This window comes from Mycolicibacterium arabiense, assembly GCF_010731815.2.
GTDB lineage: Bacteria > Actinomycetota > Actinomycetes > Mycobacteriales > Mycobacteriaceae > Mycobacterium > Mycobacterium arabiense.
Genome location: NZ_AP022593.1, coordinates 2,831,701 through 2,845,426, shown reverse-complemented (window position 1 = coordinate 2,845,426; position 13,726 = coordinate 2,831,701). Strand labels below are relative to the sequence as shown.

The 13,726-nt window shown below is 66.8% G+C and carries 15 protein-coding genes; 10 read left to right on the top strand and 5 right to left on the bottom strand.

The window, feature by feature from the left end; all coding sequences use genetic code 11:
* Positions 1–24: 24 nt before the first annotated feature.
* Entirely contained in the window at positions 25–2,043 is a 2,019-nt protein-coding gene (locus G6N61_RS15375) for a prolyl oligopeptidase family serine peptidase (protein ID WP_235887556.1), read from the bottom strand.
* A 36-nt stretch (positions 2,044–2,079) separates the two neighbouring features.
* Between G6N61_RS15375 and G6N61_RS15370 the strand changes: the two genes are divergently transcribed.
* The 5 genes from G6N61_RS15370 to G6N61_RS15350 are packed head-to-tail and all read left to right on the top strand — an operon-like array spanning position 2,080 to position 5,037.
* Positions 2,080–2,583 (top strand): DUF779 domain-containing protein, encoded by a 504-nt coding sequence (locus G6N61_RS15370; RefSeq protein ID WP_163919294.1) that lies wholly within the window; start codon positions 2,080–2,082, stop codon positions 2,581–2,583.
* A gap of 28 nt (positions 2,584–2,611) precedes the next feature.
* Positions 2,612–2,890 carry a putative holin gene (locus G6N61_RS15365; protein ID WP_163919293.1) on the top strand — a complete coding sequence of 93 codons (279 nt, stop codon included), beginning with the start codon at positions 2,612–2,614 and terminating at the stop codon, positions 2,888–2,890.
* Positions 2,883–3,323 carry a hypothetical protein gene (locus G6N61_RS15360; RefSeq protein WP_163919292.1) on the top strand — a complete coding sequence of 147 codons (441 nt, stop codon included), beginning with the start codon at positions 2,883–2,885 and terminating at the stop codon, positions 3,321–3,323. Before G6N61_RS15365 ends, G6N61_RS15360 begins: the two co-directional genes overlap by 8 nt.
* A 45-nt stretch (positions 3,324–3,368) precedes the next feature.
* Positions 3,369–4,763 (top strand): dihydrolipoyl dehydrogenase, encoded by a 1,395-nt coding sequence (gene lpdA / locus G6N61_RS15355; protein WP_163919291.1) that lies wholly within the window; start codon positions 3,369–3,371, stop codon positions 4,761–4,763.
* A gap of 4 nt (positions 4,764–4,767) precedes the next feature.
* On the top strand, positions 4,768–5,037 hold the full coding sequence (locus G6N61_RS15350) for a hypothetical protein (RefSeq protein ID WP_163919290.1): 270 nt from the start codon (positions 4,768–4,770) through the stop codon (positions 5,035–5,037).
* A gap of 43 nt (positions 5,038–5,080) precedes the next feature.
* Here the strand turns inward: G6N61_RS15350 and G6N61_RS15345 are convergent, their stop codons facing one another.
* Positions 5,081–5,647, bottom strand: a complete 567-nt coding sequence (locus G6N61_RS15345; RefSeq protein ID WP_163919289.1) for a carboxymuconolactone decarboxylase family protein — start codon at positions 5,645–5,647, stop codon at positions 5,081–5,083.
* Positions 5,648–5,657: 10 nt separating this feature from the next.
* Positions 5,658–7,073 (bottom strand): acetate metabolism transcriptional regulator RamB, encoded by a 1,416-nt coding sequence (gene ramB, locus G6N61_RS15340; RefSeq protein ID WP_163919288.1) that lies wholly within the window; start codon positions 7,071–7,073, stop codon positions 5,658–5,660.
* A 122-nt stretch (positions 7,074–7,195) separates the two neighbouring features.
* Here ramB and G6N61_RS15335 point away from each other — a divergent pair, with 122 nt between their 5' ends.
* The 5 genes from G6N61_RS15335 to G6N61_RS15315 all read left to right on the top strand — a co-directional run bounded on the left by G6N61_RS15335 (position 7,196) and on the right by G6N61_RS15315 (position 12,112).
* Complete coding sequence (locus tag G6N61_RS15335) at positions 7,196–7,972, top strand: acyl-[acyl-carrier-protein] thioesterase (RefSeq protein ID WP_163924850.1); 777 nt, start codon at positions 7,196–7,198, stop codon at positions 7,970–7,972.
* Between the two features lie 259 nt (positions 7,973–8,231).
* Complete coding sequence (gene aceA, locus G6N61_RS15330) at positions 8,232–9,518, top strand: isocitrate lyase (protein ID WP_163919287.1); 1,287 nt, start codon at positions 8,232–8,234, stop codon at positions 9,516–9,518.
* 85 nt (positions 9,519–9,603) lie between these two features.
* Positions 9,604–10,458 (top strand): 3-hydroxybutyryl-CoA dehydrogenase, encoded by an 855-nt coding sequence (locus G6N61_RS15325; RefSeq protein ID WP_163919286.1) that lies wholly within the window; start codon positions 9,604–9,606, stop codon positions 10,456–10,458.
* A gap of 9 nt (positions 10,459–10,467) precedes the next feature.
* Positions 10,468–10,716 (top strand): hypothetical protein, encoded by a 249-nt coding sequence (locus G6N61_RS15320; RefSeq protein ID WP_163919285.1) that lies wholly within the window; start codon positions 10,468–10,470, stop codon positions 10,714–10,716.
* A 73-nt stretch (positions 10,717–10,789) separates the two neighbouring features.
* Complete coding sequence (locus G6N61_RS15315) at positions 10,790–12,112, top strand: MFS transporter (protein ID WP_163919284.1); 1,323 nt, start codon at positions 10,790–10,792, stop codon at positions 12,110–12,112.
* A 24-nt stretch (positions 12,113–12,136) separates the two neighbouring features.
* Here G6N61_RS15315 and G6N61_RS15310 read toward each other — a convergent pair whose 3' ends face one another.
* Both G6N61_RS15310 and G6N61_RS15305 read right to left on the bottom strand, forming a co-directional pair.
* Positions 12,137–13,003, bottom strand: a complete 867-nt coding sequence (locus G6N61_RS15310; protein WP_163919283.1) for a polyphosphate kinase 2 family protein — start codon at positions 13,001–13,003, stop codon at positions 12,137–12,139.
* Between the two features lie 4 nt (positions 13,004–13,007).
* Positions 13,008–13,709, bottom strand: coding sequence for a TetR/AcrR family transcriptional regulator (locus tag G6N61_RS15305; protein ID WP_163919282.1), 702 nt, complete (start codon positions 13,707–13,709; stop codon positions 13,008–13,010).
* Positions 13,710–13,726 lie beyond the last annotated feature (17 nt).

Genomic DNA, 13,726 nt, shown 5'->3' with positions numbered 1-13,726 from the left:
GAGTGCGTCGCCACGGCCCAACCGTTACACGGTGGGATCGAGCGTGCGGTGCAGGAACTCGTAGATCAGTGCCGACCGGAACGCCGTCTGCGCGTTGTCGGCCGCACCGGCGTGCCCGCCCTCCACGTTCTCGTAGTACCGGACCCGGTGTCCCGCGGCCTCCAGCGCTGCCGTCATCTTGCGAGCGTGGCCCGGATGCACGCGATCGTCACGCGTCGACGTCGTCATCAACAGCGGGGGATAGGTGCGCTCGGCCGAGATGTTCTGGTAGGGCGAGTATTCGGAGATGAACGCCCAGTCGTCGGGGTCGTCGGGGTCGCCGTACTCCGCCATCCAGGACGCCCCGGCCAGCAGCAGGTGATAGCGCTTCATGTCGAGCAGTGGGACGCTGCACACCAGGGCGCCGAACAGCTCGGGGTACTTGGTGAGCATGATGCCCATCAGCAGACCGCCGTTGCTGCCGCCCTGGGCGGCGAGTTGGTCGACGGTCGTGATGCCGCGCGCCACCAGATCTGCTGCGACTGCGGCGAAGTCCTCGTGGACCAGGTGCCTACCCTCCCGCATCGCCTGGGTGTGCCAGCGCGGTCCGTACTCGCCGCCGCCGCGGATGTTCGCCAGCACGTAGGTGCCGCCGCGCGAGAGCCACAGCCGGCCGAGGACGCCTGCGTAGCCGGGGGTGTTCGAGTTCTCGAACCCGCCGTAGCCGCCCAGCAGCGTCTTCCCCGGCCCGTCCGCGTCGCGGTGCCCGACCACGAAGTAGGGGATCATGGTGCCGTCGGCCGACGCGACGAAGTGTTGGCGAACCTCGATGTCGGAGGCGTCGAAGAACGCAGGCGCACTCTTGATCTCGGTCAGCTCCCCGCCGGCCCGGCCCCACAGCAGCCGCGACGGCGTGTCGAAGCCGCTCGAGTCGAGCAGGATCTCGTCGCCGTACTCGTCGGCGTCGACCACCACGGTGTTGGTGTTGGGCGGTACGCCCGAAACCGGTTCGCGCTGCCACGTTCCCGGCGTGACGACCTCGATGCGGCTGGCCACGTCGGCCAGGGTGACCAGGATCAGCCGATCGCGCGTCCAGGCGTAGCTCTCCAGACTGGTGTGTTCGTCGGGTTCGAACACCACGGCGAGATCGACTGTCCCGGAGAGGAATTGCTCGTACTCGGTCGCCAGCAGCGTGCCTGCCGCGTACGTCGTGCCGCCGACCGTCCAGTCGTTGCGCGGCCGGATCAGCAGCCACTCGCGGTGGATGGACGTACCCGCATCCGTGGGCACCTCGATCTCGAGCAGCTCGCCGCCGCGCAACTCGTAGCGCTTGCGGTTGAAGAAGTCGAACGACCGTGAGACAAGCAGGCGTTCGAATCCCGGTGTGGGGTCGTAGCCGGCGCCGACGCTCACGTCGGTCACCTCGCCCTCGAACAACGTCTCGGCGGCCGACAGCGGCTCGCCGCGTCGCCAGCGCTTGGTGACGCGTGGATAACCGGAGTCGGTCAGCGAACCCGGCCCGAAGTCGGTGCCCACGATGACCGCATCCGGCCCCTCCCAACCGATGTCGGTCTTGGCCTCCGGCAGCTCGAAGCCGCCCTCGACGAAAGTCCGCGTGCGCATGTCGAATTCGCGTACGACGGTGGCATCCGAGCCCCCGCGGGACAGGTTGACCAGGGCGAGTGTCAGGTCCGGTTCGATGACGTCGGCGCCAGCCCACACCCAGTTCTCGCCATCGGCCTCGGCCAGCGCGTCGACGTCGATCACGACGTCCCAGTCGGGGACATCGGTGCGGTAGCTCTCCAGCGTCGTGCGCCGCCACAGGCCACGCGGGTTGGTCGCGTCGCGCCAGAAGTTGTACAGGTGCTCCCCGCGCCGCCGCACGTACGGAATGCGCGCATCGGTGTCGAGCACCTCGAGCGCCTCGGCGCGCATCCGGTCGAACCGGTCGTCGCAGAGGTCGGCCAGCGTCGGCTCGTTGTGCGCGGTGACCCACGCCAGCGCCTCGTCGCCGGTGACGTCTTCGAGCCAGAGGTAGGGGTCGTCTGCTGCGCGTGATTCCACGCGTCCCATTGTGTCTGCCGCGCGTAGGCTGAGCCGATGGGCGTCCCCAGCCGAGCATTGATCACCGAGGCCGCCGCCGACCTGCTCCGTCGGCTGCATGACCGTCACGGGGCGCTGATGTTCCACCAGTCCGGCGGCTGCTGCGACGGTTCGTCGCCGATGTGCTACCCCGACGGCGACTTCATCGTCGGTGACCGCGACGTGCTGCTGGCGATCCTCGACGTCGGCGATGGCGACGGCGTTCCGGTGTGGATCTCCGGGTCGCAGTTCGAGACGTGGAAGCACACCCAACTCGTCATTGACGTCGTGCCCGGTCGCGGCGGCGGGTTCAGCGTCGAGTCGCCCGAGGGCATGCGGTTCCTGTCGCGCGGGCGTGCATTCACCGAAGAGGAGAACGCCCAACTCTCGCAAGACCCGCCCATCACCGGCGCACGGTTCGAGGCAGGCGCACGGCCACCGCGGGGCGGGTCGCACGTGGTGGCCGAGGCCGCCGACGCATGCGCGATACCCGCGGGGCGCGCCGCCCAGGTTCAGGGCTAGCAGCGCACCGGAGTCTTACCGTGGAGGGGTGATTCCGCTTCCGCGGGCGTGGTGGCTGACCAGTGCGATGCTCATCGGCGTCGCGGTCGGATTCATGGCCGGGATCGCGGCAACCATGGTCGTCACGGCACCCGTGCGGCCGGACGTCGTCATCGGCCTCGTCGTGGCCGTCCCCAGCACGATCGGCCTCCTGCTGGTGCTGTGCTCCGGCCGACGCTGGATCACCACGTTCGGCGTGTTCGTCCTGTCCGTCGCGCCGGGGTGGTTGGGCGTCCTCGTCGCGATGCAGGCGGTGTCCCTTGGCTGACTCGGGTGAGCCCACGTCGAACTGGGCGCCGCTGTTCGACACCGGTGCCCACCAGGTCGCCACCGTCGAACCGCCCGGTGGCTCGTCGGGTCCGATCCCCATCTTCGCGCCGCCCGAACAGGTGCCCGGTGTCCATGCGTTCCTCAAGCGCTGGGTCCTCGGCCTCGTACTCGCAGGAGTGTGGCTCGTGGCGGGCGTCGCGGGCATGGCGCTCTGTGAGTGGTGGTTCGCGTCGCTCGACAAGACCGGTCCGGTGTTCGTGGTGCTCGTATACCTCGTCGTGTGCTCGGTGGCGGGCATGCTGCTCGCCATGGTCCCCGGCAAGCCGTTGATCACGGCACTGTCGATCGCCCTGATGTCGGCGCCGCTGGCGGCCACCGCGGGAGCCGGGCTGCTCTACGGTTCCTACGTCTACGGCTGGTTCGGCCAGTAGCGGATCGGCCGACGGTCCGGCGGCCGAGACCATTAGGCTGGGGCCGTGACTCACTATGACGTCGTCGTACTCGGAGCTGGCCCCGGCGGATACGTCGCGGCCATTCGCGCCGCCCAGCTCGGGCTGAACACCGCCATCGTCGAACCCAAGTACTGGGGCGGCGTCTGCCTCAACGTGGGTTGCATCCCCAGCAAGGCGCTGCTCCGCAACGCCGAACTGGCGCACATCTTCACCAAGGAGGCCAAGCAGTTCGGCATCAGCGGTGAGGCGACGTTCGACTACGGCGCCGCCTTCGACCGCAGCCGCAAGGTCGCCGAGGGCCGCGTCGCGGGCGTCCACTTCCTGATGAAGAAGAACAAGATCACCGAGGTGCACGGCTACGGCAAGTTCACCGACGACAAGACCATCGAGGTCGACCTCAACGACGGCGGCACCGAGACGCTGACGTTCGACAACGCCATCATCTCGACCGGCGCCCACACCAAGCTGGTGCCCGGCACGTCGATGAGCAAGAACGTCATCACCTACGAAGAGCAGATCATGGAGCGCGACCTCCCCGGGTCGATCGTGATCGCCGGTGCCGGCGCGATCGGCATGGAGTTCGGCTACGTCATGAAGAACTACGGCGTCGACGTCACCATCGTCGAGTTCCTGCCGCGCGCGCTGCCCAACGAGGACGCCGAGGTCTCCAAGGAGATCGAGAAGGCCTTCAAGAAGCTGGGCGTGAAGATCCTCACCGGCACCAAGGTCGAGTCCATCACCGACGACGGTGACAAGGTCACCGTGAAGATCAGCAAGGACGGCAAGACCGACGAACTCAAGCCCGACAAGGTCATGCAGGCCATCGGCTTCGTTCCGAACGTCGACGGCTACGACCTGAAGAAGGCGGGCGTCGAGCTGAATGACCGCGGCGGGATCGCCATCGACGACTACATGCGCACCAACAAACCGCACATCTACGCCATCGGCGACGTCACCGGCAAGCTGCAGCTGGCCCACGTGGCGGAGGCGATGGGCGTCGTCGCAGCCGAGACCATCGCCGGTGCCGAGACGCTGCCGCTTGGCGACTACCGGATGATGCCGCGCGCCACGTTCTGCCAGCCGCAGGTCGCCAGCTTCGGCCTCACCGAGCAGCAGGCGCGCGACGAGGGCTACGACGTCAAGGTCGCGAAGTTCCCGCTCACCGCCAACGGCAAGGCGCACGGCCTCGGCGAGCCGGGCGGCTTCGTCAAGGTCATCGCCGACGCGAAGTACGGCGAGCTGCTCGGCGGACACCTGATCGGGCACGACGTGTCCGAGCTGCTGCCCGAACTGACGCTGGCACAGAAGTGGGACCTCACGGTCAACGAGCTGGCCCGCAACGTGCACACCCACCCGACGCTGTCGGAGGCGTTGCAGGAGTGCTTCCACGGCCTGGCCGGCCACATGATCAACTTCTGACCCGTTGAGATCCGTCGTAGTCGCCGGGATCGGCGGGCTGATCATCGGCCATGCGCTGTGGCTGGTGGCCATCTCACTGGCGATCGAGACGACGTCGGTCAGTACCTGGGTGCTGGTGGTGGCGGCGGCTACGGTGCTCGTCGCCGTGGTCGCGGGCCTGCTGGGCAAGCGGTTCCAAGACCGGAAGTCCTACGCCAAGGCGTGGTTCCTGTGGTGCTTACCCATGGCGCCGGTGCTGTTCACGGTCATCGTCCTTGGCGTGACGTATCTCTGACCCCGGGTCGCTTCGCTCCTGCCCGCCGAGCCTCTAGCCGCGCCTAGTCCGGGAAGTCCAGCGGGATGCGCAGCGTCGCCATCGTCGCGGCCAGCCCGTCGTAATTGGCTGCCAGCATGCAGAATTCGATGAGCTGCTTCTTGCTCAGGTAGCTCGACAGCGCGGTCCACGTCTCCGTGGACATGGAGCGGGTGATCACGAACTCGTCGGTCGCGGTGATGAGCACGCGTTGTCGGTCGGTCAGCCCTTCGGCGTCCGGTCCCTCGAAGATGCGTGCCTGCATCTCGGTGTCCACCCCGCGGCTGCGGGCCAGCCTGCGGTGCTGCTGCAGTTCGTACTCGCAGTTGCGCAGGTGCCCGACGCGCAGGATCACCAGTTCGGCCTCCTGCTTGGGCAGCTTGCCCATGCCGAGCAGCGCGCCGGAGTAGGGCAGCCACAGCAGGAACAGCAGGTGGTGCTGCCCGAGGACGTTGAACAGCGCGAAACGCGGCGCGCGGATCGCCCTGGCGCCGAGCTTGGCGATCACCCAGTTGAGGGGGCCGAGTTCGCGGAACCCTCCGGGTTGGACGCGGGCGGGGGCGGCTTCGGGGGTCCGATCGGGTGCGCTCACGCACCCGAGTCTAGGGATGCTTGACCAGGTACGGCGAGACGGTGCTGCGGTGCTCGTCGAGGTCCAGCGCGCGGCCGAGGGCGGGGAAGGCGCGTTGCGGGCAGTTGTCCCGTTCGCACACCCGGCAGCCGGCGCCGATCGGCGTCCCGACCTCGCTGGAGAGGTCGAGCCCCTCGGAGTAGATCAGCCGGTGCGCGTGCCGCAGCTCGCAACCCAGGCCGATGGCGAACGTCTTGCCGGGCTGGCCGTACCGCGCTGCGCGGCGCTCGACGGTGCGGGCCACCCACATGTAGTGCCTGCCGTCCGGCATCTGGGCGATCTGCACCAGGATCTTGCCCGGGTTGGCGAACGTCTCGTACACGTTCCACAGCGGGCAGGTGCCACCGGCCGACGAGAAGTGAAAACCCGTGGCCGACTGCCGTTTCGACATGTTGCCCGCCCGGTCCACACGGACGAACGACAGCGGGACGCCACGCATGGAGGGGCGCTGCAGCGTGGACAGCCGATGCGCGATGGTCTCGTAGCTGACCGAGTAGAACGCCGAGAGCCGCTCGACGTCGTAGCGAAAGTTCTCGGCGACGTCGTGGAACTGGCGGTAGGGCAGCACCGTTGCCGCGGCGAAGTAGTTGGCCAGGCCGAGCCGTGCCAGCGTGCGCGATTCGTCGCTGGTGAAGTTGCCCTCGGCGACGCGCGCGTCGATCAGGTGGCCGAACTCGAGGTAGGCCAGCTCGGCGGCGAGCTTGAACACCACCTGACCCGAGGAGAGGTGCGCGCCGATCTCCAGCGTCTTGGTCTCGGGGTCGAAGCGGTGCAGCACGGTGTCCCCGAGATCGTTGCGCCGCACGATGCGGACGTCGTGCACGGCACGCAGCCGGTCGGACAGTTCGCGGGCCAGCTCGGCGCGGTGCATCCGCATGCGGATCGTCAGATCCTCGGCGGCCGTGTCGAGTTCGTCGAGATAGTTCTGTCGTTGGTAGAAGAAGTCGCGCACCTCTTCGTGCGGCATGGTGATCGACCCGGTGCCGCTGCCGTCGGAGAACCGGTCCTCGGTGGCGGCCGCCAGCTGCGTGGCGGTCAGGCGGTAGCGCTGGTGCAGGTTGACCATCGCGCGGGCCAGCGTCGGGTGGGAGTTCACGATGTCGGCCAGTTCGGACTGGTCCACCTCGATGCCGAGGTCGACGTCGAGGGACACCTCGCGCAGTTCGGCAACCAGTCGGGTGTCGTCCTGCGACGCGAAGAACGTGGCGTCGACGCCGAACACCTCGGTGATGCGCAGCAATACCGAGACGGTCAGGGGACGGACGTCGTGCTCGATCTGGTTGAGGTAGCTCGGCGAGATCTCGAGCATCTGCGCCAGCGCGGCTTGGCTGAACCCGCGCTCGCTGCGGAGCTGACGCACCCGTGATCCGACGAAGGTCTTGGCCACCAGACCAGCGTAGTCAACTCTGCGAAGGGTGCCTTCGCAGTCTTGGCAGACGCGGCACTGTGGCAGTATCGAAGCCCGTGACCACCAGTGGTGCAGGCGTCTCGAAGGGCCTGCTGAAGCCCATGATGCCCGTCCCCGATCCGCACCCCGACGTGTTCGACGTCGAGTGGCCGCTGCGCGTCGCCGACGTCAACCGCGAGGGCAGGCTCAAGTTCGACGCCGCCACCCGGCACATCCAGGACATCGGATCGGATCAGCTGCGCGAGATGGGCTTCGAGGAGACCCATCCGCTGTGGATCGTCCGCCGCACGATGATCGACCTGATCAGGCCCATCGAGTTCAAGGACATGCTGCGGCTGCGGCGCTGGTGCTCGGGCACGTCGAACCGGTGGTGCGAGATGCGGGTCCGCATCGACGGGCGCAAGGGCGGGCTGATGGAGTCCGAGGCGTTCTGGATCAACATCAACCGCGAGACCCAGGGGCCGGCGCGCATCAGCGACGACTTCATCGCCGGGCTGCAGCGCACGACGCCGGTGAACCGGCTGCGGTGGAAGGCCTACCTCAAGCCGGGTAGCCGCGAGGACGCCGAGCACGCGCGCCGGTACCCGGTGCGGGTGAGCGACATCGACATCTTCGACCACATGAACAACTCCGTGTACTGGAGCGTCGTCGAGGACTACCTGCACGAGCAGCCCGAGCTGATGGCGGGCCCGGTGCGGGTCACCATCGAGCACGATCTCCCGGTCGCCCTCGGTGACGAGCTGGACATCATCCGCCACGTGCACCCCGCCGGATCGACCGACCAGTTCGGCGAAGAGCTGACCGACCGGACTGTTACAACGCTCACATATGCCGTCGGCGACGTGACCAAAGCGGTCGCCTGCATCTTCGCGCTGTGACCCCACGGTTCTAACAGTACGAGCGTACTGACCTGCGAAAAGGCGTTACCCAGCGGTAACTTCTGAACCGGTTCAGGCCAGTGTGGCCTTCGCAAACTTCGCAAGTTGTCCGAACTGCTTGGCGAAAATTGGCAAGCGAAACTGGTGGACCTGCGGTTATGCGCTGTGTCATGGTCGATGTAACACTCGACTTGAATCGCTGCGGTGTTAACAAAATGCACCGCGACGACATCGCAAATGAAGTAATCGAAGGAGCATCATGTCCACCGTTGGCACGCCGAAGAGCCCCGAGCAGATCCAGCACGACTGGAACACCAACCCCCGCTGGAAGGGCATCGAGCGCACCTACAGCGCCGAGGACGTCGTCGCCCTGCAGGGACACGTCGTCGAGGAGAGCACGCTCGCCCGCCGTGGCTCCGAGATCCTGTGGGAGCAGCTCCACAGCATGGACTACGTCAACTCGCTCGGCGCCCTGACCGGCAACCAGGCCGTGCAGCAGGTCCGTGCCGGCCTCAAGGCCATCTACCTGTCGGGTTGGCAGGTCGCCGGTGACGCCAACCTGTCCGGTCACACCTACCCCGATCAGAGCCTCTACCCGGCCAACTCGGTGCCGCAGGTGATCCGCCGCATCAACAACGCACTGCTGCGCGCCGACCAGATCGCCAAGGTCGAGGGCGACCGGTCCGTCGAGAACTGGCTGGCCCCGATCGTCGCCGACGGCGAGGCCGGCTTCGGTGGCGCGCTGAACGTCTACGAGCTGCAGAAGGCCATGATCGCCGCCGGTGTCGCCGGTTCGCACTGGGAGGACCAGCTGGCCTCGGAGAAGAAGTGCGGCCACCTCGGTGGCAAGGTGCTAATCCCCACCCAGCAGCACATCCGCACCCTGACCTCGGCCCGCCTGGCGGCCGACGTCGCCGACGTGCCCACGGTCGTCATCGCCCGTACCGACGCCGAGGCCGCGACGCTGATCACCTCCGACGTCGACGAGCGCGACCAGCCGTTCATCACCGGTGAGCGGACCAAGGAAGGCTTCTACCACGTCAAGAACGGCCTGGAGCCCTGCATCGCCCGCGCCAAGGCCTACGCGCCGTACTCCGATCTCATCTGGATGGAGACCGGCACCCCGGACCTGGAGCTGGCCAAGAAGTTCGCCGAGGGCGTCAAGAGCGAGTTCCCGGACCAGATGCTGGCCTACAACTGCTCCCCGTCGTTCAACTGGAAGCAGCACCTGGACGACTCGACCATCGCGAAGTTCCAGAACGAGCTGGGCGCCATGGGCTTCAAGTTCCAGTTCATCACCCTCGCGGGCTTCCACGCCCTCAACTACTCGATGTTCGATCTGGCCCACGGCTACGCCCGCAACCAGATGAGCGCCTACGTCGAGCTGCAGGAGCGCGAGTTCGCCGCCGAGGAGCGCGGCTACACCGCGACGAAGCACCAGCGCGAGGTCGGCGCCGGCTACTTCGACCGGATCGCCACCACCGTGGATCCCACCTCGTCGACCACCGCACTCGCGGGCTCGACCGAAGAGGGCCAGTTCCACTAAGCCCCTTACCGCTCAGCAGACGCCAACTTGCACGCTTGGTACCCCGGGTGTGCGAGTTGGCGTCTGTTCGCGTTAGAAAGTGACCATGACTATTGAACGAGTCGGCGTCGTCGGCGCCGGGCAGATGGGGGCCGGCATCGCCGAGGTGTCGCTGCGGGCCGGTGTGGACGTACGCATCTACGAGCCCACCGAAGCGCTCGCAGAGGCCGGCCGTGGCCGCATCGTCTCGTCGCTGGAGCGTGGCGTCAGCCGCGGCAAGCTCACCGAGACCGACCGCGACGAGGCGCTCGCCCGCTTGAGTGTCGCCACCGACATCGCCGACCTGGCCGACCGCCAACTGGTGGTCGAGGCCATCGTCGAGGACGCCGCGGTCAAGTCGAAGGTCTTCGCACAACTCGACGAGGTCATCACCGATCCCGACGCCGTGCTGGCGTCGAACACCTCGAGCATCCCGATCATGAAGATCGCCGCGGCCACCAAGAACCCCAGCCGCGTGCTGGGTCTGCACTTCTTCAACCCGGTGCCCGTCCTGCCGCTGGTCGAACTGGTGCCGACGTTGGTCACGACCGACGAGGCGCTGGCCCGCGTCGAGCAGTTCGCGGGCGAGACGCTCGGCAAGAAGGTCGTCCGCTGCACCGACCGCTCGGGCTTCGTCGTCAACGCGCTGCTGGTGCCCTTCCTACTCTCGGCGATCCGGATGGCCGAGGCCGGCGTCGCCACCGTCGAGGACATCGACACCGCCGTCGTCGCCGGGCTGTCGCACCCGATGGGCCCGCTCAAGCTCTCGGACCTCGTCGGCCTGGACACGCTCAAGCTCATCGCGGACTCGATGTTCGCCGAGTTCAAGGAGCCGCTCTACGGCCCGCCGCCGCTGCTGCAGCGCATGGTCGAGGCCGGTCAGCTGGGCAAGAAGTCGGGCAAGGGCTTCTACAGCTACTAGGTTGCCCTCATGAGCGAATGGGTTGCACCGGTGCTGACCCTGGCGGTGATTGCGATCGTCATCAGGGGGTTGTTCTGGTATTTCACTCAGATTCGAAAGGGCCGGGCCGACCACCTCGTGAGTCCCGACTGGCCGGACATGGTGCGCCCGGGATCATGGGAGCTGGACGTAGCCGGCCCGCGGAGCGAGACCAGTGAGTTCTATGACCCAGACGATCCGAGCAACCGCCGAGCCGGTGGTGTCGGCGACATCAGCTGAGTAGTCGAACCGGGTCCTCGTCGATGCGCAATGATGTCGGTTAGTCAACGGCGCAGCGCGGGAACCTAGGGACATGGCATCCACGGTCACCCGCGGTGAGGAGCCGGGCTCGCTGCGCCAGGCGGTAGTCGGCGCTGGGGTCGGCAATACGGTCGAGTGGTACGACTTCGCGATCTACGGCTTCCTGGCCACGTACATCGCGGACAAGTTCTTCCCATCGACCAACGACACCGCGGCACTGCTCAGCACCTTCGCGGTGTTCGCCGTCGCGTTCTTCATGCGTCCGCTTGGCGGATTCTTCTTCGGCCCGCTCGGTGACCGGATCGGTCGCAAGCGGGTGCTGGCGATCGTGGTGGTCCTGATGTCGATCTCCACGCTGGGCATCGGTCTGGTGCCGAGCTATGAGTCGATCGGCGTCGCAGCGCCCCTGCTTCTGGTGCTCCTGCGCTGCGTGCAGGGCTTCTCGGCAGGCGGCGAGTACGGCAGCGGAGCCTGCTTCCTGGCGGAGTACGCCCCTACGCGTCACCGCGGACTGGTCGTCGCCTTCCTCGTGTGGTCGGTGGTGATCGGCTTCCTGCTCGGGTCGGTGACGGTCACCGCGCTCGGGGCGATGTTGTCCGACGACGCGATGAACTCCTACGGGTGGCGCATTCCGTTCTTCATCGCGGGCGCTCTGGGAGTGGTGGGCCTCTACATCCGCCTGCGGTTGCGCGACACCCCGGAGTTCGAGGCGCTTCAAGAGACCGGAGAAGTGGCGCAATCGCCGCTGAAGGAGGCCATGCGGACGGCATGGCGGCCGATACTGCAGATCGTCGGTCTGGTCATCGTGCACAACGTCGGCTTCTACGTCGTGTTCACCTATCTGCCGACCTACTTCACGCAGACGCTCGGATTCACCGAGACCGACGCCTTCATCTCGATCACAGTGGCGAGTGTCGTTGCGCTGCTGCTGATCTTGCCCTTGGCCGCACTATCGGACCGAGTCGGCCGCAAGCCACTGCTGATAGCCGGCGCCGTCGGATTCGCCGTCGGCTCCTATCCACTGTTCTCACTGCTGAACTCTGGATCGCTCGTCGCTGCGATCGCAGCGCATGCGGGCTTGGCGGCCATCGAATCGGTGTTCGTGTCGGCGTCGTTGGCAGCCGGCGCGGAGCTTTTCGCGACGCGGGTGCGATCCACGGGATACTCGATCGGCTACAACGTCTCGGTGGCCCTGTTCGGCGGAACGGCGCCCTATGTGGCTACCTGGTTGGCCGATCGGACCGGGAACGACGTCGCTCCGGCGTTCTACGTGATCGCGGCCGCCATTGCGTCCCTGGCGACGGTGTTGACCATGCGGGAGACCGCTGGACGTCCCCTGCGGGCGGTCGATGCGCCGACTGCAACCGCACGCTGAACCACTACCTCTCAGCGCCAGGACCTACGCCTTGGCCAGGCGCTTCTTCTCCGCCTCGACGTCGAAATCAGCTGCGGGCCAGGACAAGTCGAGACCTTTGAGGGCCTCGATCAGCAGTTCGGTGACGGCGAGCCTGCCGTACCACTTGCGGTCGCACGGGATCACGTGCCACGGCGCGATGTCGGTGGACGTGCGTTCGAGCATCGCCTGATAGGCCTCCTGGTACCTGGGCCACAGCATCCGCTCGTCGACGTCGGCGGGGTTGTACTTCCAGAACTTGTCCGGCCGGTCGAGACGCTCGGAGAGCCGCTTCTTCTGTTCGTCGAGCGAGACGAACATGGCGACCTTGACGATCGTCGTGCCGTCGAGCGCCAATCGCTTCTCGAAGTCGTTGATGGTGTCGTAGCGGGTGCTCCAGACCTCGGGCGCGACGAGGTCGTGCACGCGGACGATCAGCACGTCCTCGTAGTGCGAACGGTCGAACACCCCGATGTGTCCTGGCGTCGGGAGCTTCCGTTCGATGCGCCAGAGGAAGTCGTGGGCAAGTTCCTCCTCGGTCGGCTTGCCGAAGTTGGCATACTGAATGCCCTGCGGATTCCCTGCTCCCACAACGTGTTTGACGATGCCACCCTTGCCAGCGGTATCCATGCCCTGCAGCACGAGCAGCACCTTGCGGTTGTCGCCGGCCAGGCTGTTGGCGTAGAGCATCTCCTGCAGTTCGGCGAAGCGTTCGGCACGCTCCAGCAGCAGGTCGGGTGCATCGGACTTGCTGCCCTTGAAGCCCGGCGTGGAGTTCGTCTCGATCGCGGCGACGGAGTCACCCGGCTTGAACTGCAGGTGGACGTGCGGTTCGTGGGTCCACAGCTCGGGCAACTCTGAGGCGTCGGTCACGGGTTCAGTCAAGCACCTGACGCGGCACGATCGGGGACGGATGCGGCATGGAGTTGAACTTCTCCAGCGACCCGCCCACCTCGACGATGCCGCACAACGCATTCCACGACAGCATCGTGAGGTAGTCGATCAGTTCGTCGGACGTCATCCGGGGGTTCGACATCCAGGAGTGGGTGGCCAGTTGCACGCCGCCGACGGTGTGGAACGACCACGGCTCGGCGCCGCTGGTGTCCATGCCCGCCGCGGCCATCCGCCTGCGCAGCATGACGGCGAGCATCCGCGCGATGATCTGCTCCGAGTCGGCGACGGCCTTGCTCTTGGCCGAGCTGTTGGCCATCACGAACCGGTAGGGCTCGGGCTCGGCGGCCACGGTGTCGACGTAGACGCGGATGACCTCGCGCGTGAGTGCGTAGCCGTCGAGGTTCGCCTTCAGCGCCGCGGCCATGTTGGGGATCAGCGTGGTCTGCGCGAAGCGCATCATCACCGCGGTGGTGAGGTCGTTCTTGTCGACGAAGTAGCGGTACAGGACCGTCTTGGAGACGCCGATCTCCGCGGCGATCTCGTCCATGCTGACATTGCTGCCGACCCGACGAATGGCTTCCAGCGTGCCGTCGACCAGTTCGTTCCTGCGATCGACTTTGTGCTGATGCCAGCGCCGTTTGCGGCCGTCGGTCTTCACCGCGGTCGCAGAAGATTGCTGTGCCACTGTTGCCGTTTTCCCAT

Coding starts and splice junctions, on each gene's coding strand:
- G6N61_RS15315 (WP_163919284.1), top strand. CDS start 10,790: ATGGCATCCACGGTCACCCGCGGTGAGGAGCCGGGCTCGCTGCGCCAG.
- G6N61_RS15335 (WP_163924850.1), top strand. CDS start 7,196: ATGATGCCCGTCCCCGATCCGCACCCCGACGTGTTCGACGTCGAGTGG.
- aceA (WP_163919287.1), top strand. CDS start 8,232: ATGTCCACCGTTGGCACGCCGAAGAGCCCCGAGCAGATCCAGCACGAC.
- G6N61_RS15320 (WP_163919285.1), top strand. CDS start 10,468: ATGAGCGAATGGGTTGCACCGGTGCTGACCCTGGCGGTGATTGCGATC.
- G6N61_RS15325 (WP_163919286.1), top strand. CDS start 9,604: ATGACTATTGAACGAGTCGGCGTCGTCGGCGCCGGGCAGATGGGGGCC.
- G6N61_RS15370 (WP_163919294.1), top strand. CDS start 2,080: ATGGGCGTCCCCAGCCGAGCATTGATCACCGAGGCCGCCGCCGACCTG.